Source organism: Providencia sp. PROV252 (assembly GCF_033676005.1).
In the GTDB taxonomy this organism is placed as follows: domain Bacteria; phylum Pseudomonadota; class Gammaproteobacteria; order Enterobacterales; family Enterobacteriaceae; genus Providencia; species Providencia vermicola.
On the sequence record NZ_CP096294.1, the window covers coordinates 747,084 to 769,707 of the forward strand.

The 22,624-nt window shown below is 41.8% G+C and carries 17 protein-coding genes; 13 read left to right on the plus strand and 4 right to left on the minus strand.

The window, feature by feature from the left end; translation table 11 throughout:
* Window positions 1-142: 142 nt before the first annotated feature.
* Window positions 143-724, plus strand: a complete 582-nt coding sequence (gene mog, locus M1F05_RS03215) for a molybdopterin adenylyltransferase (RefSeq protein ID WP_206084524.1) — start codon at window positions 143-145, stop codon at window positions 722-724.
* A 57-nt stretch (window positions 725-781) separates the two neighbouring features.
* Here mog and satP read toward each other — a convergent pair whose 3' ends face one another.
* Window positions 782-1,348, minus strand: a complete 567-nt coding sequence (gene satP, locus M1F05_RS03220) for an acetate uptake transporter (RefSeq protein WP_206084525.1) — start codon at window positions 1,346-1,348, stop codon at window positions 782-784.
* Window positions 1,349-1,684: 336 nt separating this feature from the next.
* Between satP and dnaK the strand changes: the two genes are divergently transcribed.
* Window positions 1,685-3,601, plus strand: coding sequence for a molecular chaperone DnaK (gene dnaK / locus M1F05_RS03225; protein WP_206084526.1), 1,917 nt, complete (start codon window positions 1,685-1,687; stop codon window positions 3,599-3,601).
* 109 nt (window positions 3,602-3,710) lie between these two features.
* A complete protein-coding gene (gene dnaJ, locus M1F05_RS03230) occupies window positions 3,711-4,847 on the plus strand; it encodes a molecular chaperone DnaJ (protein WP_206084527.1) in 1,137 nt (378 codons plus the stop codon).
* A 66-nt stretch (window positions 4,848-4,913) separates the two neighbouring features.
* On the opposite strand, the gene M1F05_RS03235 is transcribed toward dnaJ, so the two are convergent.
* The gene (locus M1F05_RS03235) at window positions 4,914-6,314 is read right to left on the minus strand and encodes an amidohydrolase (RefSeq protein WP_206084528.1); all 1,401 of its coding nucleotides are present in this window, start codon (window positions 6,312-6,314) and stop codon (window positions 4,914-4,916) included.
* Between the two features lie 129 nt (window positions 6,315-6,443).
* Window positions 6,444-7,292 (minus strand): EamA family transporter, encoded by an 849-nt coding sequence (locus M1F05_RS03240; RefSeq protein ID WP_206084529.1) that lies wholly within the window; start codon window positions 7,290-7,292, stop codon window positions 6,444-6,446.
* A 392-nt stretch (window positions 7,293-7,684) separates the two neighbouring features.
* Here M1F05_RS03240 and nhaA point away from each other — a divergent pair, with 392 nt between their 5' ends.
* Both nhaA and nhaR read left to right on the plus strand, forming a co-directional pair.
* On the plus strand, window positions 7,685-8,860 hold the full coding sequence (gene nhaA / locus M1F05_RS03245) for a Na+/H+ antiporter NhaA (protein WP_206084530.1): 1,176 nt from the start codon (window positions 7,685-7,687) through the stop codon (window positions 8,858-8,860).
* Between the two features lie 192 nt (window positions 8,861-9,052).
* Window positions 9,053-9,970, plus strand: coding sequence for a transcriptional activator NhaR (gene nhaR, locus M1F05_RS03250; protein WP_206084531.1), 918 nt, complete (start codon window positions 9,053-9,055; stop codon window positions 9,968-9,970).
* Window positions 9,971-10,028: 58 nt separating this feature from the next.
* Here nhaR and rpsT read toward each other — a convergent pair whose 3' ends face one another.
* Window positions 10,029-10,289: a 30S ribosomal protein S20 gene (gene rpsT, locus M1F05_RS03255; protein ID WP_006662810.1), complete on the minus strand. Its 261-nt coding sequence runs from the start codon at window positions 10,287-10,289 to the stop codon at window positions 10,029-10,031.
* Between the two features lie 589 nt (window positions 10,290-10,878).
* Between rpsT and ribF the strand changes: the two genes are divergently transcribed.
* The 8 genes from ribF (at window position 10,879) to carB (ending at window position 22,611) form a co-directional block, all read left to right on the plus strand.
* Entirely contained in the window at window positions 10,879-11,817 is a 939-nt protein-coding gene (gene ribF, locus M1F05_RS03260; RefSeq protein WP_206084532.1) for a bifunctional riboflavin kinase/FAD synthetase, read from the plus strand.
* A 28-nt stretch (window positions 11,818-11,845) separates the two neighbouring features.
* Complete coding sequence (gene ileS, locus M1F05_RS03265; RefSeq protein ID WP_206084533.1) at window positions 11,846-14,656, plus strand: isoleucine--tRNA ligase; 2,811 nt, start codon at window positions 11,846-11,848, stop codon at window positions 14,654-14,656.
* Window positions 14,656-15,159: a signal peptidase II gene (gene lspA / locus M1F05_RS03270; RefSeq protein ID WP_206084534.1), complete on the plus strand. Its 504-nt coding sequence runs from the start codon at window positions 14,656-14,658 to the stop codon at window positions 15,157-15,159. Before ileS ends, lspA begins: the two co-directional genes overlap by 1 nt.
* A gap of 83 nt (window positions 15,160-15,242) precedes the next feature.
* Window positions 15,243-15,713 carry an FKBP-type peptidyl-prolyl cis-trans isomerase gene (gene fkpB / locus M1F05_RS03275; protein WP_206084535.1) on the plus strand — a complete coding sequence of 157 codons (471 nt, stop codon included), beginning with the start codon at window positions 15,243-15,245 and terminating at the stop codon, window positions 15,711-15,713.
* Complete coding sequence (gene ispH / locus M1F05_RS03280; RefSeq protein WP_206084536.1) at window positions 15,694-16,647, plus strand: 4-hydroxy-3-methylbut-2-enyl diphosphate reductase; 954 nt, start codon at window positions 15,694-15,696, stop codon at window positions 16,645-16,647. Before fkpB ends, ispH begins: the two co-directional genes overlap by 20 nt.
* Before the next feature lie 299 nt (window positions 16,648-16,946).
* Window positions 16,947-17,768 carry a 4-hydroxy-tetrahydrodipicolinate reductase gene (gene dapB / locus M1F05_RS03285; RefSeq protein ID WP_206084537.1) on the plus strand — a complete coding sequence of 274 codons (822 nt, stop codon included), beginning with the start codon at window positions 16,947-16,949 and terminating at the stop codon, window positions 17,766-17,768.
* A 444-nt stretch (window positions 17,769-18,212) separates the two neighbouring features.
* Complete coding sequence (gene carA, locus M1F05_RS03290; RefSeq protein ID WP_206084538.1) at window positions 18,213-19,376, plus strand: glutamine-hydrolyzing carbamoyl-phosphate synthase small subunit; 1,164 nt, start codon at window positions 18,213-18,215, stop codon at window positions 19,374-19,376.
* A gap of 13 nt (window positions 19,377-19,389) precedes the next feature.
* Window positions 19,390-22,611 carry a carbamoyl-phosphate synthase large subunit gene (carB, locus tag M1F05_RS03295; RefSeq protein ID WP_206084539.1) on the plus strand — a complete coding sequence of 1,074 codons (3,222 nt, stop codon included), beginning with the start codon at window positions 19,390-19,392 and terminating at the stop codon, window positions 22,609-22,611.
* The last annotated feature ends 13 nt before the right edge of the window (window positions 22,612-22,624 follow it).

Here is a 22,624-nt window from a genome sequence, read left to right on the forward strand (position 1 = left end):
TATGGCTATTTTTCATTGATTTATATCTCAATTTAAATATAAAAAAGCCACAACGCTGCATGAAAATATGCTTCATGGTATGATATTACACCTGTTTATGGGCAAATAAACAGTTTCTGATAAGTCAATTTTTGAGGTTTGTATGAATGAATTGCGCATAGGTCTGGTTTCTGTTTCTGATCGCGCTTCGAGCGGTATTTATGAAGATAAAGGCATCCCTGCATTAGAAGAGTGGTTAGCAAAAACGCTAACAACGCCTTTTCGCATTGAAACGCGGTTAATTCCAGATGAGCAAGTCATGATTGAACAAACTTTGTGTGAGCTGGTGGATGAGTTTGCATGCCATTTAGTGCTTACCACAGGTGGCACAGGGCCTGCTCGTCGTGATGTGACACCAGATGCAACATTAGCCATCGCCGATCGTGAAATGCCAGGGTTTGGTGAGCAAATGCGCCAAATTAGCTTGAAATTCGTTCCCACTGCTATTTTATCGCGTCAAGTCGGCGTGATCCGCAATCAGGCCTTAATTTTAAACTTACCAGGGCAGCCAAAAGCCATTGCTGAAACATTGGAAGGGTTGAAAGATAAGGAAGGAAATGTACTGGTATCAGGGATTTTTGCCAGTGTTCCTTATTGCATTCAATTGCTCGATGGCCCGTATGTGGAAACTGATCCTACAATCGTTAAGGCGTTTAGGCCAAAATCGGCGATCCGTACTGAATAAGTTTTGAATACAATCAGGTGAGCATTCACTCACCTGATTAAATACCATTAGCAATAATTAGCCGCGCTGGCCAATAGGTAGCACAGTTCTGCCGTATTGCTCATTTAACACTTCTGCGACCGCTAAATAGAACGCACTCGCACCACAGATAATTCCTTCGAAACCTGCAAATTGGAGTAGCGCAGCGTTGCCCGTTAGATTGCCAATAGCAAGTAAGGCAAATAAGACTGTTAAGCTACCAAAAACAAATTGCAGCACAACGTTAGCTTTAAATGTGCCAAGGAACATGAAAAAGGTAAAAATCCCCCAAATAGCAAGGAAAACGCCTAAAAATTCAGGCGAGGTGGCTTCGGCTAACCCCATAGTTGGTAAAAATAATAAACCAACTAATGCAATCCAAAACATCCCATAAGAGGTAAATGCGGTTGCGCCAAATGTATTGCCCTTTTTATATTCAATCAGCCCTGCGATAAATTGGGCAATCCCACCATAAAAAATACCCATGCTTAAAATAACGGATGAAAGCGGAAAAAATGCTGCGTTATGAATATTCAACAGGATGGTTGTCATACCAAAGCCTAGTAAACCAAGTGGGCCTGGATTTGCAAGAGAGCTAGACTGCATATAACCTCTGGTAAAATATATAAAATTCAAATAGATAAAAAGAAATAAACACCGCTAAAATGGCAGTGGCGGCGAATCATACGCAGTTTTAGTTGCCTAAACAATGATCACAAGACAGGTTTTTTTGCAATAAATGCAAATTTTTTTTAATTCCCCCCTTGATGAATGGATTTACGACCCCATCTTTAAAGCATCAACCGATATCTCTGTGAATTATTGCGTATTGAAAAATAATTTAGGCTCAGGGTGAAAAACGCCCTTGAAAAAGAAATATTGAGCCGCATATAGATTGATATCGAAATCATAGTGAAAAGAATTCCTTTGGAGGCGTTTTAGATGGGTAAAATTATTGGTATCGACTTGGGTACAACTAACTCATGCGTTGCAATTATGGATGGTACTACCGCTCGTGTTCTGGAGAACAGCGAGGGTGACAGAACTACTCCTTCCATCATTGCGTACACTCAAGATGGTGAAATTTTAGTTGGTCAGCCAGCAAAACGTCAGGCTGTTACTAACCCAGAAAATACTTTATTTGCAATCAAACGTTTGATTGGTCGTCGTTTCCAAGACGAAGAAGTTCAGCGCGATGTCGCTATCATGCCATACAAAATCATTGCTGCAGATAACGGCGATGCTTGGTTAGATGTGAAAGGCCAAAAAATGGCACCGCCACAAGTTTCAGCTGAAGTTCTGAAAAAAATGAAGAAAACAGCGGAAGATTACTTGGGTGAGCCAGTCACAGAAGCGGTTATCACTGTGCCTGCTTACTTTAACGATGCTCAGCGTCAAGCAACTAAAGATGCGGGTCGTATCGCTGGTTTAGAAGTAAAACGTATTATCAACGAACCAACAGCAGCAGCATTAGCTTATGGTTTAGATAGAGAAGTTGGTAACCGTACAATTGCTGTTTACGACTTAGGTGGTGGTACATTCGACTTATCAATCATCGAAATTGATGAAGTTGATGGCGAAAAAACCTATGAAGTGTTAGCAACCAATGGTGATACTCACTTAGGTGGTGAAGACTTCGATACACGTTTAATCAACTACTTAGTTGAAGAATTCAAAAAAGAACAAGGTGTTGACCTGCGTAACGATCCGTTAGCAATGCAACGTCTGAAAGAATCTGCAGAAAAAGCGAAAATTGAGCTGTCTTCTGCACAACAAACTGATGTGAACCTGCCATATATCACTGCTGATGCAACAGGTCCAAAACACATGAACATCAAAGTGACACGTGCAAAATTAGAGTCACTGGTAGAAGACTTAGTTAAGCGTTCAATGGAGCCAGTGAAAGTTGCACTGCAAGACGCAGGTTTAAGTGTGAGTGAAATCAACGATGTTATTTTAGTTGGTGGCCAAACACGTATGCCAATGGTTCAAAAAGTTGTTGCTGACTTCTTTGGTAAAGAACCACGTAAAGACGTTAACCCAGACGAAGCGGTTGCAATGGGTGCTGCAGTACAAGGTGGTGTTTTAGCAGGTGATGTTAAAGACGTTCTGTTACTTGACGTAACGCCTCTGTCTTTAGGTATCGAAACCATGGGTGGCGTGATGACTTCGTTAATTTCGAAGAATACCACTATCCCAACAAAACACAGCCAAGTGTTCTCAACCGCGGAAGATAACCAAGCAGCCGTGACGATCCATGTTCTGCAAGGTGAACGTAAACGTGCGGGTGACAACAAATCACTGGGTCAATTTAACTTAGACGGTATCCAAGCAGCACCACGTGGTATGCCACAAATCGAAGTGACTTTCGACATTGATGCTGATGGTATCTTACATGTGTCTGCGAAAGACAAAAACAGCGGTCGTGAGCAAAACATCACCATTAAGGCTTCTTCAGGCCTGAACGACGAAGAAATCGAAAAAATGGTACGTGACGCAGAAGCGAACGCAGAAGCTGACCGTAAATTTGAAGAGTTAGTGCAGGTTCGTAACCAAGCTGACCAACTGGTTCACGGTACACGTAAACAAATCGAAGAAGCAGGTGACAAATTACCAGCGGACGATAAAGCAAACATCGAAAAAGCAACATCTGAGTTAGAAGCTGCAGCGAAAGGCGAAGATAAAGCAGATATCGAAGCGAAAATCCAAGCTTTAGTCACTGCATCTGCAAAACTTCTGGAAATCGCACAGCAACAAGCTCAATCAGGCGGTGCCGGTGCAGCTGGCGCAGAAGCGAAGAAAGATGATGATGTTGTTGACGCTGAGTTTGAAGAAGTTAACGACAAAGACAAAAAATAATGCCCTTAGCGGGCGCAGTAGCTGTAGCGAAGATGGTTAATAGTTACTGATACCGGATACGGGCGTTGAGGGAACTCTGCGCCCGTTCCGCATGTTAAGGGTAAATTAAATGGCAAAAAGAGACTTTTATCAGGTTTTAGAACTTGAAAAGAATGCTTCAGAAAAAGACATAAAAAGAGCGTATAAGCGCTTAGCAATGAAATACCATCCTGACCGTAATCAGGGCAATAAAGACGAATCTGAAGAAAAATTTAAAGAAATTAAAGAAGCTTACGAAGTTCTTTCCGATGAGCAAAAACGTGCCGCTTATGACCAATATGGTCATGCTGCGTTTGAACAAGGCGGAATGGGCGGCGGCGGGTTTGGCGGTGGCGCTGACTTTAGCGATATCTTTGGTGACGTCTTCGGTGATATTTTCGGAGGCGGTCGCAGACAGCAACGCCCAAGCCGTGGCTCTGATCTGCAGTACAACATGGAATTGACTCTTGAAGAGGCTGTCCGTGGAGTGACCAAAGAAATTCGTATTCCGACGCTAGAAACCTGTGATGTGTGCCATGGTAATGGTGCGAAACCAGGAACCAGTGCTGATACTTGTTCCACTTGTCATGGTATGGGCCAAGTGCATATGCGCCAAGGCTTTTTCTCGGTACAACAACCTTGCCCAACTTGCCACGGTCGCGGAAAAGTTATCAAAGACCCATGCAACAAATGCCATGGTCATGGTCGTGTTGAAAGATATAAAACACTATCAGTTAAAATTCCAGCGGGGGTTGATACGGGTGATCGCGTTCGCTTATCGGGTGAAGGTGAAGCGGGTGAAAACGGAGCTCCAGCAGGCGATTTATTCGTTCAAGTTCATGTATTACCTCATAACATTTTTGAGCGTGATGGTAATAACCTGCATTGCGAAGTACCAATTAACTTTGCCGATGCAGCTTTGGGCGGTGAAATTGAAGTTCCAACCCTTGATGGCCGTGTAAAACTGAAAATTCCAGCAGAGACACAAACAGGTAAAATTTTCCGTATGAAAGGAAAAGGTGTGAAATCTGTGCGTGGAGGTCTGCAAGGCGATTTGATGTGCCACATTGTTGTTGAAACTCCCGTAAAACTGAATGAGAAACAAAAAGCGTTACTCAAAGAGTTTGGCGAGTCTTTAGGTGGCAAAAGCGGAGAAAAAAATAGTCCGCGTTCCAAAAGCTTCCTAGATGGCGTGAAAAAATTCTTTGATGATTTAACGAACAAATAATGTGTTAATTATTTAATAAATTAGAATGGCTGGTCTGTGAAATACAGAACCAGCCATTTTTTTATGTTATTTAACCACTTCCCCGCTAGCAATAACGGTTTCACGTACTTTGTTTGCAAAGTCTTGTGCTTCTTGGATAATCACTTTTTCATCAGCGGTGAGTAATTGGCGGTCTTGCATCAAAACTTTACCGTCTACTATCGTATGGCGAACATTAGCCCCATTCGCGCCATAAACAAGTGCGGCATATGGGCTATACATTGGAACCATATTAGGTGATTTAGTATCAATAACAATAATATCTGCAAGTTTACCCGCTTCAAGTGAGCCTAATTTATCTTCCATATGCAGAACTTTAGCTGAGCCTTTGGTGGCTAGCTCGACAACAGTGAGCGGCGGCATTGCAGCTCGGTCTTTGTTCTCTAGTTTATGAATTTTACCGACTAAATTAAGCTCATTTAATGTTGTTAGAGTATTGCTCGACATTGGGCCATCGGTTCCTAACCCTACCCGAATGCCTTTTTCTAACATAGTCGTGACAGGCGCAACGCCTTTTGCTGATTTGGTGTTGGCACTGATATTATGTGCGACACCGACATCGTATTTTTTCAGCAAATCCATATCTTGCTCATTCACCATAATTGCGTGTGCAGCAATGACTTTATTATTCAGTGCACCAATGTCAGCCATGTATTGAACAGGGCTTTTACCACCTGTTCGCTTAGCAATTTCTTCTTGCTCGCGATCGGTTTCGGCTAAGTGGATCATGACTGGAACATTTAATTCTTGAGATAATGTTGAAATTTGCTGTAAATGCTCAGTTGAGTTGGTATATGGAGCATGGGGTGCAAAAGCTGGAGTTATGCGTGGATGGTCTTTGTATTGATTAATAAAACTCACTGCATATTGAATACCTTCATCTGCATTTTGCGCATCAGCAACAGGAAACTGGATCACGGACTCACCTAAAACAGCTCTTAAGCCAATTTTATCAACCGTTTTTGCCACTTCGTCTTCAAAATAATACATATCGACATATGTTGTGACGCCCCCCTTAATCATTTCAATATTGGCAAGATTCGCACCAACGCGTACCATTTCACGGCTTACCATCTTGTTTTCTAGGGGAAATATATAACGATGTAAGCGGTCTGGAACATCATCCGCCAATGAACGAAAAACAGTCATTGATGCATGAGTATGGGTATTAATTAGACCTGGCATGACAATGTCTCCCTCGACATTGAGCACATTCGTAGCTTGATAGTCTTTTGCAAGCTCTGGTCCACCTACGGCAATGATTTTATTTTCTTTAATGACAACGGTACCGTTTTTGATGATGTGGTTTTTAGCATCCATCGTTAAGACTGTACCATCAACTATCATCATATCCACAGGTGTGACAGAAAAGCTTGCAAAAGAAGACGTCATTGTTGCAAGTGCTAATAAAGACTTTGTAAAAGACATTGTTACCTCATATCCAAATGAAAAATCAGTTTTTATTCTTTATAAAAGGCTCAAGTGGATTTATTAAAAACCACACTCTAATACCTAAATATAAGGGATTGGTATTTATGTTCAGTCCCTTATCGCGGGCTAACTGCTAAGTTTGGCAAGTAAAACACCCGATAAAATAACTATGCAGGCAAGAACTCGCATTAAGTTGAACTTTTCTTTTAAAAAGACAATCGAAAGGAACATTGCAAAGAGTACGCTGGTTTCTCTGATGGCTGCTACCATAACTATAGGTGCTTGGCTCATTGCCCAAATAGCAATGCCATAGCTCACTAATTGCATTAACCCACCTAATAACCCAGAACGCCAATATTGCTGAATACCGATTACAAGTGTTGTGCGATATTTAATAATACCTGAAATAGTTAAGACGATACCATTTAATAAAAATAGCCAAAGTGTGTAGACGACAGGGTCTTCACTGGCTCGAGCTCCGTGGCCATCTGAAAGTGTGTAGCAGGCTGTGAAAAAGGCTGTACATAAGGCAAAAGTTAACGCTTTTCCTTTGATATTTAATTGAAATTTTCTTCCAGCAAAGGCGATGAGTAAAACACCACTAATAATGAGCAGTATGCCAATAAAACCCATTAATGGAATAAACTCATTGAATAATACAGCGCCAAGCAATGCTGTAATCAGTGGCGCGGAACCTCGTGAAATAGGGTAAATCTGGCTCAAATCACCGTGAGTATAGGCCTGGCTTAAAAAGTAGGTGTAGCCAATGTGGAACAATACCGATAAGGCCAACCAGTGCATTGCTTGGGGAGAAGGTAGCCCCAACCAAAATATTGCTGGAATGGCGAGCACACCCGAAAAAAAAGAAATCATGACGAGACCAAAAAAACGGTCATTACCAAATTTAACTAAGGCGTTCCAAGTTGCATGGCAAAAAGCAGCAAAAAGGACGGCGAGTAATACGTAAGTAGTCATAATTTAAGGATAAAGATTATTTTTTTGTTTGAAAAATAAATAACGTTGTTGTTGCGAAGCGCTTCGCAAAACGATTGTAACTCAGTCTCCCATATTAAAAATTATTGCGAAACCCTTCGAACAGAAAAAAATAGATGATTGCGACAAGAACATCAAAAAATGTAAATTAGAAAAACGAGAAAAAGTTGAATTTATAAAGTCACTTTTTAAAAAATTTATTATTTGTTTTTATAAAAGTTGTCTATAGTGAAATTAACGTTTTTTTATCATTTCGAGTGATCTCTAACCTAAATAGATCGTTAATTCCGAGTTTTAATGGATGAATAAACGATTTTTTACGAATTAATAATTAGCATAATATTAACATTCAAAAAATATTGAGGTTAAAATAAATGACAGCAATTATTCGTAAATTTTTAAGGTTAGAAGCAGCAGGGGGCTTACTCCTGATTATTGCTGCCATAGTTGCTTTGATTATGGCTAATACGCCATTGCAAGGCGCTTATCAGCAATTTTTAACGATCCCAGTATCGATTAAAATTTCAGACTTTGGGCTAGATAAACCATTAATTTTATGGATTAATGACTTCCTAATGGCTATTTTTTTCTTAGTCGTGGGTCTTGAGGTTAAACGTGAATTATTGGAAGGATCCTTAGCTGGTCGTGATAAAGCTATATTTCCAGCAATTGCAGCATTAGGTGGGATGATTGTTCCTGCGCTAATTTATCTGCTTTTTAATGGTGGAAATGAAATCACTCAACAAGGTTGGGCAATACCAGCGGCAACAGATATTGCATTTGCTTTAGGTGTTATGGCGTTATTAGGTAAGCGCGTACCCACTGAGTTAAAGGTCTTTTTATTGGCGCTAGCTATTATCGATGATCTTGGTGTTATTGTGATTATTGCCTTTTTCTATACAAGCTCTGTATCAATGATTGCGCTCGGCTTAGCTGCTTTATGTATTGCAATATTGGTCACTATGAATTGGCGCAAAGTGGAAAATACAGCAGCTTATTTAGTTATAGGGCTGATATTGTGGGTATGTATATTAAAGTCAGGTGTTCATGCTACATTGGCGGGGGTGATTGTTGGTTTCTTAATTCCATTAAGGGGCACAAATCAAACAAAACCTTCTGAAGAGCTTGAGCATGTCTTACATCCGTGGGTTGTCTATTTAATCTTACCTATTTTTGCATTTGCAAATTCAGGCGTTCAATTACAAGGCATCACCTTTGATGGGTTATTGAGTCCGTTACCGCTTGGTGTGGCTGCAGGGTTAGTATTGGGTAAGCCAATTGGGATTTTCTTATTTAGTTGGATTTCGGTAAAACTTGGCTTTGCGAAATTACCTGAGTCGATTAATTTGAAGCAAGTTTTTGCCGTTTCGGTGTTATGTGGGATCGGTTTTACTATGTCTATTTTTATAACTGGGCTCGCATTCGATGGTATTGATGAGGTATATAGTACTTACTCACGCCTAGGTATTTTAATTGGCTCCACAGTGGCAGCAGTGCTCGGTTATTTTATGTTAAGAGTAGTCTTACCGAAACAAAAACAGTTAGCGTGAACTAGAATTATAAAGTAATTTAGTTAATTCTTAGTAAGAATTTCCGAACTAATATTCTATGATATGCCGTAGTGTATCTTTTGCAGATACACTACGGTTATACATAATAAAAGCCCCTGATTCATGGGGACAGGTAGATATGTATGGTGAATAGCACCAAGTGTGGTTATTGACGATACAAAAGGAATCGATATGCGGGTTTCACATTTAAATTTTAACCATCTTTACTACTTTTGGCATGTATGTAAAGAGGGCTCTGTCGTGGGGGCGGCTGAAGCACTTTACCTGACTCCTCAGACCATAACAGGCCAAATCAAGGCGCTAGAAGAGCGTTTAGGTGGTAAATTATTTAAGCGACAGGGGCGTGGTTTAGTGCCTTCCGAACTCGGGCAACTTATTTTTCGCTACGCAGATAAAATGTTTATGCTTAGCCAAGAAATGCTCGATATAGTTAATTACAGCAGAGAGTCCAACTTACTATTTGATGTTGGTGTTGCTGATACATTGTCAAAACAGTTAGTTAGCCGAATATTGGAAACGACAGTTGTTGAGCATGAACAGATTCACTTGCGCTGTTTTGAATCAACTCACGAGCTATTATTAGAGCAACTTAGCCAACATAAGTTGGATATGATTTTATCGGACTGCCCAGTTGATTCATCACAGCAGGAAGGCCTGTTTTCCGTTAAATTGGGTGAATGCAGTATGAGCTTTTTTTGCCGTCAGCCAATACCGAAAAAGCCATTTCCTGAATGTTTAGAAGAGCGTCGCTTACTGATTCCTGGAAGACGTTATCTTTTAGGTCGGCATATTTTAGCTTGGATACGGAATAAAAATTTACAAGTTGAGGTATTAGGCGAGTTCGATGATGCTGCATTAATGAAAGCGTTTGGCATGCATTATAATGCTATTTTTGTTGCTCCTTCTCAGTATACACCTGACCTTTTAGGCGGAGAAGATATTGTAGAATTAGGGCGATTAGAAAATGTAAAAGAAGAATATTACGTTATTTTTGCAGAAAGAATGATTCAGCATCCAGCAGTGCAGCGAGTTTGCAATAAAGATTTTTCAGAATTATTTTCAGTGTCATTTGACAAGTTAGGGCAGTAAATTAAGCAAATAAAAAAACCGGCCTAGGCCGGTTTTTTTAGCTAATCAAGAAGCAAAATTACATTGCTTTAATTTGAGCAACTAAGTTAGCTTTATGACGTGCTGCTTTATTTTTGTGGATCAGGCCTTTACTGGCGTGACGATCAACAATAGGTTGCATGTCATTGAATGCTTTCTGAGCAGCTTCTTTATCGCCTGCAGCGATAGCAAGGTAAACTTTCTTGATAAAAGTACGTACCATAGAGCGACGGCTAGCGTTGTGCTGGCGACGTTTCTCTGACTGAACGGCACGTTTCTTAGCTGATTTGATATTAGCCAAGGTCCAACTCCCAAATGTATTCTATTGAGGACAATTCAAAGGTCGAGGAATATGCCCTTTCGCCCTGCATTTGTCAATGGATTTGTGCAAATAAACATCGTGTACTTCGATGTCCATGCGCTGTGAATGGTGCAAGATTCTATCAGCAAATATGAGAAGAATACAGATCTTAGCGTGAAAAAATGCGTAATTGATGTCAGAAAATTAAAAACAATCACGATAGAAAAAAATTTTAGCCCATCAATAAGAGGGGAGTATGATATTTGCTCGCTTATTGATTGCTTATTAATCACGAAATGTGTTTAGCTATAGGCATTGATGAGAAAACGATAAAAATTGAATATTTTTAGAGACCTCGGAACAAATTTGTTGTATTGATAATCCATTGGTTATCCCAACATTTTTTGATATCTATGCCTAATTGCTCATATTGGGTAGCATTGTGGCTTGTTGTTCACGTAAAATAGATGGCTATTAGGTCGTGTTAGAATCAAAAAAATAGGGTTTAATGTAACCTTTTGCGAACTAAGGTTAACCTTATGCGTCGTACAAGGTATAATCCTGCAATTTCCTCGGTATTGAGCCTGTTATGGAGCTAATTCGCGGTATACAGAATATCCGGGCGTGCCATCATGGTTGCGTGCTGACTATTGGTAATTTTGACGGTGTTCATCGTGGGCACCAAGTATTACTTCAAAATTTGAAACTCAAGGGTAAGGAACTTGGCTTACCTACGGTTGTGATGATTTTTGAGCCACAACCTCTTGAATTTTTTATTGGTGACAAAGCGCCTGCGCGTTTGACACGTTTAAGAGATAAAGTTAAATACCTCGCAGACAGTGGTATTGACTACCTTCTTTGTGTTGAATTTAACCAGCACTTTGCCTCTTTAACACCCGCTGAGTTTGTCTCAGATTTACTGGTTGACAAATTAGGGGTGAAATATCTCGCCATCGGTGATGATTTCCGTTTTGGGAAAAATCGCATGGGGGATTTTGCCTTTTTGCAGCAAGCAGGTGAAGAGTTTGGGTTTGAGGTTGCTGATACAGAAAGCTTTTGTGATTCAGGTCTTCGCATCAGCAGCACGGCCATTCGTAAGGCTATTCAGGTTAACGACCTTGAATTGGCGGAAAACCTGTTAGGGCATGCCTATCGTATTAGTGGGCGAGTGGTTCATGGTAACCAGCTTGGCAGAACAATAGGTTTTCCGACGGCAAACCTACCATTAAAACGTTTAGTCACACCAGTGACGGGTGTGTATGCTGTAGAAGTTTATGGTTTAGGTGATAAGCCTTTGCCTGGTGTGGCGAATATCGGCACACGACCGACTGTATCTGGAAAAGGAACGCAGTTAGAAGTTCATCTGATTGATGCCACTATGGATTTATATGGGCGTCATATCGATGTAGTGTTACGTAAGAAATTACGTGATGAGCAGCGGTTTGCTTCGTTGGAAGCGCTTAAGGAGCAAATTGCTAATGATGTAATTGCAGCAAGAGAATATCTTACTGCAATAGGAATCAGATAATTTAGCGGAAAATTGGAACTGAGAATCGATGAGTGACTATAAAAATACCCTGAATCTACCAGAAACAGGGTTCCCAATGCGTGGCGATCTTGCTAAACGCGAACCACAGATGTTAGAGCGCTGGTACAAAGAAGGTTTGTACCAAGCAATCCGTAAAGCAAAATCGGGCAAGAAAACCTTTATTCTGCACGATGGCCCTCCATATGCTAACGGCAGTATTCATATTGGTCACTCAGTTAACAAAATTCTCAAAGATATTATTATTAAATCCAAAGGATTAGCGGGTTATGATTCCCCGTATATTCCTGGTTGGGATTGCCATGGCTTACCGATTGAACACAAAGTTGAACAAATCGTGGGTAAACCAGGAGAAAAAGTTTCCGCCGCTGAATTTCGTGCACAATGCCGCCAATATGCAAAAGAGCAAATTGAAGGCCAAAAAGCTGACTTTATACGTCTTGGTGTATTAGGTGAGTGGGATAAACCCTACTTAACCATGGACTTCAAAACCGAAGCCCACATCATCAGAGCGTTAGCAAAAACCATTGCAAACGGCCATTTAGTGAAAGGTGCTAAGCCTGTTCATTGGTGTACAGCATGTGGTTCTTCATTAGCTGAAGCTGAAGTTGAGTATTATGACAAAACTTCCCCATCTATCTACGTTCGTTTCCCTGCAGTAGATAGCAAAGTGGTGTGTGAAAAATTCGGGGTTACGAGTGATAAAACGCCATCACTGGTTATCTGGACAACAACACCGTGGACATTGCCTGCTAACCGCGCAATCTCGTTGAATCCTGAATTTAAATACAACTTGGTACAAGCGAATGGCGAATTAGTCATTTTAGCAGCTGACCTTGTTGAAGATGTAATGAAAACTGTTGGTATCGACGAATGGGCAGTTTTAGGTGAATGTGAAGGTTCTGCGCTTGAACTGCTGCGTTTTGAACATCCATTTATGGGCTTTGATGTTCCTGCTATCTTAGGTGACCATGTTACATTAGATGCAGGTACAGGTGCCGTTCATACTGCGCCAGGTCATGGTCCTGAGGACTATGTGGTTGGCCAAAAATACGGTTTAGAGACAGCAAACCCTGTTGGGCCAGACGGTTGTTTCTTAGCCAATACCTATCCAACACTGGATGGTGTGTTCATTTTTAAAGCTAATGATTTAATTGTTGAGCTGTTAAATGAAAAAGGCGCGTTGCTGTATAAAAAAGCAATCACGCACAGCTACCCATGTTGCTGGCGTCATAAAACCCCCGTTATTTTCCGTGCAACACCACAATGGTTTATTGGCATGGATAAAAATGGCTTACGCGAACAATCATTGAAAGAAATTGATATCGTTCAGTGGATCCCTGGTTGGGGTCGTGCACGTATTGAGTCAATGGTTGAAAACCGCCCTGACTGGTGTATCTCTCGCCAGCGTACTTGGGGAACGCCGATGTCTTTGTTTGTTCATAAAGATACGGAAGAGCTGCATCCTCGTACGTTAGAATTAATGGAAGAAGTCGCTAAACGTGTTGAAGTTGACGGTATTCAAGCATGGTGGGATCTTGACCCAGCTGAATTACTGGGTGATGAAGCTGAAACCTACCGTAAAGTACCAGATACACTAGACGTCTGGTTTGACTCTGGGTCTACACACTTTGCCGTAGTTGATGCACGTCCTGAATTCCATGGTAATTCAGCTGACATGTACTTGGAAGGCTCTGACCAACACCGTGGCTGGTTCATGTCCTCATTGATGTTATCAACAGCAATGAAAGGCAAAGCGCCATATCGCCAAGTGTTAACGCACGGTTTCACCGTTGATGGCCAAGGCCGTAAAATGTCTAAATCATTAGGCAATACGGTAAGTCCACAAGATGTCATGAATAAACTGGGTGCAGATATTCTGCGTCTATGGGTTGCTTCGACGGATTATACAGGTGAAATCGCGGTCTCTGATGAAATCTTAAAACGTGCAGCGGATTCATATCGCCGTATTCGTAATACTGCCCGCTTCTTGTTGGCGAACCTTAATGGTTTCAATCCAGAAACGGACATGGTGAAACCTGAAGACATGGTGGTGTTAGACCGTTGGGCGGTTAGCCGTGCGCTTGAAGCACAACAAGAAATCGCCAAAGCGTATGATGAATATGATTTCCTTTCCGTTATTCAGCGTTTAATGCATTTCTGCTCTATCGAAATGGGTTCGTTCTATCTGGATATCATTAAAGACCGTCAGTACACAGCGAAAGGCGACAGCTTAGCGCGTCGTAGCTGCCAAACAGCTCTGTTCCATATCGTTGAAGCGTTAGTACGTTGGATAGCCCCAGTACTTTCTTTCACTTCAGACGAAATCTGGAATGAATTACCAGGAAAACGTGCTCAATTCGTTCTAACCGAAGAATGGTATAACGGCTTATTTGGTTTAGATGAGTCAAATGAAATGAATAACAGCTTCTGGTCTGAACTGCTGGCGGTTCGCGGTGAAGTGAATAAAGTGTTAGAGCAAGCGCGTACAGATAAACACATTGGTGGCTCACTAGAGGCTGCGGTGACGTTATATGCAGATAAAGACTTAGCAAACAAACTGCAAAGTTTAGGTGATGAACTGCGTTTCGTTCTGCTGACTTCTCAAGCGACTGTCGCGGATATTGCAACGGCGTCTGCTGATGCGCAAGAGAGCGAGTTAAAAGGCCTTAAAATTGCCTTTAGTAAAGCGGAAGGCGAAAAATGCCCACGTTGCTGGCATTATGCGAGCGATATCGGCTCATCAAGCGAGCAACCAGAAATTTGTGGTCGCTGTGTGACGAACGTAGCCGGTGACGGCGAATTGCGTAAGTTTGCTTAATGAAGACGCCTATTTGTTCTACTGGCCTGCGTTGGTTATGGCTAACCATCGTGATTATCGTGGCAGATTTAGGAATAAAGCAGTTGGTGCTAAAAGACCTGAATCTGTATGAACCACATGCTGTAATGCCATTTTTCAACATCATGTACGCCCAAAATTTTGGTGCGGCATTTAGTTTCTTGGCTGATGAAGGCGGCTGGCAGCGTTGGTTCTTTGCGGGTATTGCGGTGGGAATTTCCATTATTTTAATGGTGATGATGTACCGCCAAAGCGCGCAAAAACGCCTATCCAATATTGCTTACGCACTCATTATTGGCGGGGCAATTGGCAACCTTAGCGACCGTCTGGTTCATGGGTTTGTCGTTGATTACCTTGATATTTATGTCGGTAATTGGCACTGGCCAACATTCAACCTAGCTGATATGGCAATCTGTATTGGTGCTGCTTTAGTTATTTTGGAAGGTTTTTTACCAGAAAAGCCAAAGCAGGAAAAAGCCAAATAAATTGGTAGCACAATAGGTTACAATGTAATGACACACAGCCCAGATTTTCTGGGCTGAATTTTATGACAAAATAGGTTTGGTTTATGTCTACTCAAATACAGGCTCAGAGCGCAGTTTTACTGCATTTCACATTGAAATTGGAAGATGGCTCTACAGCCGATTCTTCACACGCACAAGGAAAGCCTGCGTTGTTTGTGTTAGGGAATGATTCGTTATCACCTGAACTTGAGGCCAAATTAATTGGGCTTAACGAAGGTGAAAAGAAAAATTTTTCATTACCTGGTGATACTGTTTTTGGTAAACATAACCCTGATTTAGTGCAGTATTTTTCATTGCGTGATTTTATGGATACAGGTATCCCTGAAATTGGGACTATCATGTTATTTACCGCAATGAATGGCAGCGAAATGCCTGGTGTAGTAAAATCGATCGAAGGTGAATCGATCACTGTTGATTTTAATCACCCACTCGCTGAGCAACAAATTAGCTTTGAAATTGAAGTGCTTGAAGTAGACCCGCAATTGGAGAATCACAATGCAAATATTAATGGCTAACCCTCGTGGTTTTTGTGCTGGTGTTGACCGCGCAATTAGCATTGTAGAAAGGGCATTAGAACTATACGGCGCACCTATCTATGTTCGTCATGAAGTGGTTCATAACCGTTATGTAGTTGATGATTTGCGTCAGCGTGGTGCTATTTTTATTGAAGAAATTTCTGAAGTACCAGATGGTTCAATCTTAATTTTTTCTGCACATGGTGTGTCACAAGCTATCCGCCAAGAAGCACGTTCTCGTGATTTGACCATGCTATTTGATGCAACATGCCCACTAGTGACTAAAGTACACATGGAAGTCGCTCGTGCAAGCCGTAAAGGTAAAGAAGCGATTTTGATTGGGCATGCGGGGCATCCAGAAGTCGAAGGGACAATGGGGCAATATAGCAACCCTGAAGGTGGTATGTATCTTGTTGAAAGCCCAGAAGATGTTTGGAAATTGAAAGTTAAAGACGAAAATAATTTATCGTTTATGACACAAACGACACTTTCTGTGGATGACACTTCAGATGTCATTGATGCACTAACCGCACGTTTCCCTAGTATTGTTGGGCCACGTAAAGATGATATTTGTTATGCAACAACCAATAGGCAGGAAGCGGCAAGAGAGCTGGCTGAGCGTGCAGATATTGTGCTAGTTGTAGGCTCTAAAAACTCATCAAACTCAAACCGTCTTGCTGAACTTGCATCAAGAATGCAAAAACCTGCATTTTTGATTGATGGTGCAGAAGACATCCAAACTGAGTGGCTAACGGATAAAAATATTATTGGTTTAACGGCTGGGGCGTCAGCGCCTGATATTTTAGTTCGTCAAGTTATTGATAGATTAAAAGAGCTTGGTGCAGACTCTGTTGTTGAACTACAAGGCCGTGAAGAAAATATTGTTTTTGAAGTGCCAAAAGAATTGCGAGTCGAAGTTAAAGAAATTAACTAATACATAGCATACATAGCAGCATATTATTCAAAGAGTCATTTTGTATCATCAAGGTGGCTCAGTCTTTTTTATTCTGATTTTTTCTTTCCTACTTTTCTTATCATCAACACTTTTTCTGATAATCAGTCCACGTTCTACGTTTTTGTTAATAACTGTCGATTAATACTGGCAGAATCTCATCATGATGGTTAATCTGTAACGCAATAATAAACTAAATTGTTTGTGAAAAATATTGATATTCACGTGAGATACTCAGTTTAAATTTAGTCATTTGCATCAATAATGAAAAAGGATGAACCATGGAAAATTCAGTGGTACGTGTTGCGATTGTCGGCTCAGGTGGTCGTATGGGACGGCAGTTAATTCAAGCGGCACAACAACAAGATGGCATTCAATTAGGCGCTGCTATTGAGCGAGAAGGCTCTTCGCTGATTGGCGCAGATGCAGGTGAGCTTGCAGGAGTTGGTAAACTAGGAATTTATATTACGAATTCTCTTGATAAAGTCGTTGATGATTTTGATGTTGTTATTGATTTCACCCGGCCTGAAGGCACGCTGCATTATTTAGCATTTTGCAAAGCTAACCAAAAGGGCATGGTTATTGGCACAACAGGTTTTGATGAACAAGGGAAACAAGCTATTGCTGATGCGGCAAAAGTCATTCCAATTGTGTTCGCGGCAAACTTTAGCGTCGGTGTTAATCTAGTCCTTAAATTACTGGAAAAAGCAGCAAAAGTGATGGGAACTTACACCGATATTGAAATTGTGGAAGCTCACCATCGTCATAAAGTTGATGCTCCGTCTGGTACTGCATTAGCTATGGGGGAATCTATTGCGGGTGCGCTAGGAAAGGATCTAAAAGACTGCGCAGTATATACCCGTGAAGGTTATACTGGTGAGCGTGAAGCTGGCACTATCGGTTTTGCAACAATTCGAGCAGGAGACATTGTTGGTGAACATACGGCGATGTTCGCTGATATCGGCGAACGCGTAGAGATCACACATAAGGCATCAAGCAGGATGACCTTTGCAAATGGTGCTATTAAAGCATCCTCTTGGGTTTTTTCTAAAAAATCTGGGTTATATGATATGAAAGATGTGCTTTGTCTTGATGATCTTTGATTTTTTATTATAAATTATCATTATAAATCAATAAATTATTTATTGTTTATTGGTTTATAATGGCTTTTGTTATTATTTTATTTTAAATTGATATTTTCCGTTTAATTCATCTGTAAAACTGACTTTTATTCGAGTTAATTTCCCTTTAATCTCAATTCAAGCTGCGTTATTATCAATTGTGCAGTTATCTTACTTGGCAACCGTTTACTTATTCATATTGGCTATCATTTTCAGTGCTCACGTTAAGTAAACTGGGGTTGTTGTCTATAAAAGTAAGATAAAAGTGTAAAAAATGCATTTTTTTCTAGACAAGACCCTATCTCATCATTAGAATGCGCGCAATTTGCCAAAAATTTGCTTAAAAACTCATTTTGGCATTGATTTAGATCGCAAAATCTGAATTAATATGCAAAAAACGTGATTTATTATTCTCCGGAGGGTGTTTTGATTAAGTCAGCTATATTGGTTCTGGAAGACGGAACCCAATTCCACGGGCGTGCCATCGGTGCTGAAGGGGCCGCAGTTGGAGAAGTCGTTTTCAATACGTCAATGACCGGATATCAAGAAATAATTACAGACCCTTCCTATTCCCGCCAAATTGTTACTCTCACTTATCCCCATATTGGTAATGTCGGCACTAATGCTGATGATGAAGAATCCCCAAATGTTCATGCTCAAGGCTTAATCATTCGTGACTTACCATTGGTTTACAGTAACTTTCGTGGGCAAGAAGGGCTATCCGAGTATCTGAAGCGCCACAAGGTTGTGGCAATTGCAGATATCGATACACGTAAACTGACCCGTTTATTGAGAGAGAAAGGGGCTCAGAATGGGTGCATTATTGCAGGAGATAACCCTGATGTGGCGCTTGCGCTAGAAAAAGCACGTAACTTTTCTGGGCTTAATGGGTTAGATTTGGCAAAAGAAGTGTGTACTAAAGAAGCCTATAGTTGGACCCAAGGCTCATGGACGCTAGAAAACGGCCAACAAGGTGCTAAATCAGTTGAAGAGTTACCATTGCATGTTGTTGCTTACGACTTCGGTGCAAAACGCAACATTCTACGCATGTTAGTTGACCGTGGTTGTCGTTTAACGGTGGTGCCTGCGACAACATCAGCAGAAGCAGTACTCGCAATGAATCCAGACGGAATTTTCTTGTCGAATGGCCCTGGCGACCCAGCGCCATGTGATTATGCAATCAAGGCGATTAAAACATTTTTAACAACGGATATCCCTGTTTTTGGTATTTGCTTAGGGCACCAATTATTGGCTTTAGCTAGCGGTGCAAATACCCTGAAAATGAAATTTGGTCATCACGGAGCAAATCATCCTGTGAAAGATTTGGATCGAGATATTGTGATGATCACGGCACAAAATCATGGTTTCGCAGTCGATGAATCTACACTTCCCGATACATTGCGTGTGACTCACAAGTCACTATTTGATGGAACACTACAAGGTATTCACCGTACAGATAAACCTGCATTTAGTTTCCAAGGCCATCCTGAAGCAAGTTCAGGGCCACATGATGCAGCCAATTTATTCGATCACTTCATTGATTTGATTAACGAATATCGTCAAACCACACCACGTCAAAACGCACAATAATCGGGAGCAAATCATGGCAAAGCGTACAGACATAAAAAGCATTCTGATTTTAGGTGCGGGTCCAATTGTTATCGGTCAAGCATGCGAGTTTGATTATTCTGGGGCTCAAGCATGTAAAGCCTTACGTGAAGAAGGTTATCGTGTCATTTTAGTTAACTCTAACCCTGCGACGATTATGACCGACCCAGAGATGGCCGATGCGACGTATATTGAGCCGATTCACTGGGAAGTGGTTCGTAAAATTATTGAAAAAGAACGTCCTGATGCAATTTTACCAACAATGGGTGGGCAAACAGCGCTTAACTGTGCGCTTGAACTTGAGCGTAAAGGGGTTCTTGCTGAGTTTGGCGTTACGATGATTGGTGCAACAGCAGACGCCATTGATAAAGCCGAAGATCGTCAACGCTTTGATAAAGCGATGAAAAAAATTGGTTTAGGTACTGCACGCTCAGGTATTGCTCACAACATGGAAGAAGCGTATGCCGTTGCAGACGATGTGGGGTTCCCTTGTATTATTCGCCCATCGTTTACGATGGGCGGAACGGGTGGTGGTATCGCTTACAACCGTGAAGAATTTGAAGAGATTTGTACGCGCGGTTTAGATTTATCGCCAACCAATGAATTATTAATTGATGAGTCATTGATTGGTTGGAAAGAGTATGAAATGGAAGTTGTTCGCGATAAAAATGACAACTGCATTATTGTCTGCTCAATCGAAAACTTTGACGCAATGGGGATCCACACTGGTGACTCAATCACCGTTGCACCCGCTCAAACCTTAACAGATAAAGAATACCAAATCATGCGCGATGCCTCGATGGCAGTTTTACGCGAAATTGGTGTTGAGACGGGGGGTTCAAACGTTCAGTTTTCGGTTAATCCAAAAGATGGGCGCTTAATTGTTATTGAAATGAACCCGCGGGTTTCTCGCTCGTCAGCGCTAGCTTCTAAAGCGACGGGCTTTCCAATCGCGAAGATTGCAGCGAAACTGGCGGTCGGTTATACCCTCGATGAACTGATGAATGATATTACTGGTGGCCGTACACCTGCTTCGTTTGAGCCTTCTATCGACTACGTTGTGACTAAAATTCCACGCTTTAACTTTGAGAAATTTGCGGGTACCAATGACCGTTTAACCACGCAGATGAAATCGGTGGGTGAAGTGATGGCGATTGGCCGCACTTTCCAAGAGTCGATGCAAAAAGCGTTACGCGGCTTAGAAGTGGGCGCAACAGGTTTTGATCCTAAAGTTGAACAGGATGACCCTGAAGCACTGACGCGCATTCGTCGTGAATTAAAAGATGCAGGCGCAGAACGCATCTGGTTTATTGCAGATGCATTCCGAGCGGGCTTGTCCGTTGATGGTGTCTTCAACTTAACCAACATTGACCGCTGGTTCTTAGTACAAATTGAAGAGCTGGTGCGTCTAGAGGAAGAAGTTGCGGAGTTAGGTATCAACGGCTTAACCAAAGATTTCTTACGCGTATTAAAACGTAAAGGGTTTGCGGATGCACGCCTAGCAAGTTTAGTTGGTGTATCAGAAGCTGAGCTACGTAAATTACGCCAAAGTTATGATTTGCACCCCGTTTATAAGCGTGTTGACACCTGTGCTGCTGAGTTTGCAACCGATACTGCCTATATGTATTCCACGTATGAAGATGAGTGTGAATCCAACCCAAACCATAGCAAGCCAAAAGTGATGGTTCTGGGGGGAGGGCCTAACCGTATTGGTCAAGGTATTGAGTTTGACTATTGTTGTGTGCACGCTTCACTCGCGCTACGTGAAGATGGCTATGAAACTATCATGGTTAACTGTAACCCAGAAACCGTTTCAACTGACTATGATACGTCTGACCGTCTCTATTTCGAACCTGTTACGCTCGAAGATGTGCTAGAAATTGTGCGTATTGAGCAGCCAAAAGGTGTGATCGTACAGTATGGTGGTCAAACGCCACTGAAATTGGCACGTGCACTTGAGGCCGCCGGTGTTCCTGTCATTGGAACTAGCCCTGATGCGATTGACCGTGCAGAAGACCGCGAACGTTTCCAACAAGCGGTTAATCGTTTGAATTTAAAACAACCGCAAAATGCGACGGTGACAGCGATTGAGCAAGCTGTTGAAAAAGCGGCTGGAATTGGTTATCCACTTGTTGTACGCCCATCATATGTTCTCGGCGGTCGTGCGATGGAAATCGTGTATGATGAAATCGACCTGCGCCGTTATTTCCAAACTGCAGTCAGTGTCTCAAATGATGCACCAGTACTACTTGACCGTTTCTTAGATGACGCTGTAGAGGTGGATGTTGACGCGATTTGTGATGGTGAAATGGTGCTGATTGGCGGGATCATGGAGCACATCGAACAAGCGGGCGTTCACTCTGGTGATTCTGCTTGTTCATTGCCAGCGTATACACTGAGCCAAGAAATTCAGGATGTGATGCGTGAGCAAGTTCGCAGCTTAGCATTCGAATTACGTGTACGTGGCTTAATGAATGTTCAATTCGCAGTCAAAAATAACGAAGTGTATTTGATTGAAGTGAATCCTCGTGCTGCGCGAACTGTCCCATTTGTTTCAAAAGCAACGGGCGTACCGCTGGCAAAAGTGGCTGCTCGTGTTATGGTTGGCCAGACATTGACCCAGCAAGGTGTGACGAAAGAAGTTATTCCTCCTTACTATTCAGTCAAAGAAGTGGTTCTGCCATTTAACAAATTCCAAGGTGTTGACCCAATTCTTGGCCCTGAAATGCGTTCAACAGGGGAAGTCATGGGAGTTGGTCGTACTTTTGCAGAAGCGTTTGCTAAGGCGATGTTAGGTAGCAGCTCAACCATGAAAAAATCAGGTCGAGCATTGTTGTCCGTGCGTGAAGGCGATAAAACTCGCGTTGTTGATTTAGCGGCTAAATTGCTAAAACATGGCTTCGAGCTAGATGCAACGCACGGTACGGCGATTGTTCTTGGTGAAGCAGGAATTAACCCGCGCTTAGTTAACAAAGTACATGAAGGTCGCCCACACATTCAAGATAGAATTAAGAATGGTGAGTACGATTACATCGTGAATACAACCGCAGGGCGTCAAGCGATTGAAGACTCAAAACTAATCCGTCGTAGCGCATTGCAGTATAAGGTTCACTATGACACGACGTTGAATGGTGGTTTTGCAACCACAATGTCACTGAGTGCAGATCCGACTGAAAAAGTGATTTCAGTCCAAGAGATGCACGCGTTGATTAAGTAATCAACGCGTATTG

Coding starts and splice junctions, on each gene's coding strand:
- carB (WP_206084539.1), top strand. CDS start 19,390: ATGGCAAAGCGTACAGACATAAAAAGCATTCTGATTTTAGGTGCGGGT.
- satP (WP_206084525.1), bottom strand. CDS start 1,348: ATGCAGTCTAGCTCTCTTGCAAATCCAGGCCCACTTGGTTTACTAGGC.
- ileS (WP_206084533.1), top strand. CDS start 11,846: ATGAGTGACTATAAAAATACCCTGAATCTACCAGAAACAGGGTTCCCA.
- dnaK (WP_206084526.1), top strand. CDS start 1,685: ATGGGTAAAATTATTGGTATCGACTTGGGTACAACTAACTCATGCGTT.
- lspA (WP_206084534.1), top strand. CDS start 14,656: ATGAAGACGCCTATTTGTTCTACTGGCCTGCGTTGGTTATGGCTAACC.
- nhaR (WP_206084531.1), top strand. CDS start 9,053: ATGCGGGTTTCACATTTAAATTTTAACCATCTTTACTACTTTTGGCAT.
- nhaA (WP_206084530.1), top strand. CDS start 7,685: ATGACAGCAATTATTCGTAAATTTTTAAGGTTAGAAGCAGCAGGGGGC.
- dapB (WP_206084537.1), top strand. CDS start 16,947: ATGGAAAATTCAGTGGTACGTGTTGCGATTGTCGGCTCAGGTGGTCGT.
- dnaJ (WP_206084527.1), top strand. CDS start 3,711: ATGGCAAAAAGAGACTTTTATCAGGTTTTAGAACTTGAAAAGAATGCT.
- mog (WP_206084524.1), top strand. CDS start 143: ATGAATGAATTGCGCATAGGTCTGGTTTCTGTTTCTGATCGCGCTTCG.
- ispH (WP_206084536.1), top strand. CDS start 15,694: ATGCAAATATTAATGGCTAACCCTCGTGGTTTTTGTGCTGGTGTTGAC.
- M1F05_RS03240 (WP_206084529.1), bottom strand. CDS start 7,292: ATGACTACTTACGTATTACTCGCCGTCCTTTTTGCTGCTTTTTGCCAT.
- M1F05_RS03235 (WP_206084528.1), bottom strand. CDS start 6,314: ATGTCTTTTACAAAGTCTTTATTAGCACTTGCAACAATGACGTCTTCT.
- ribF (WP_206084532.1), top strand. CDS start 10,879: ATGGAGCTAATTCGCGGTATACAGAATATCCGGGCGTGCCATCATGGT.
- fkpB (WP_206084535.1), top strand. CDS start 15,243: ATGTCTACTCAAATACAGGCTCAGAGCGCAGTTTTACTGCATTTCACA.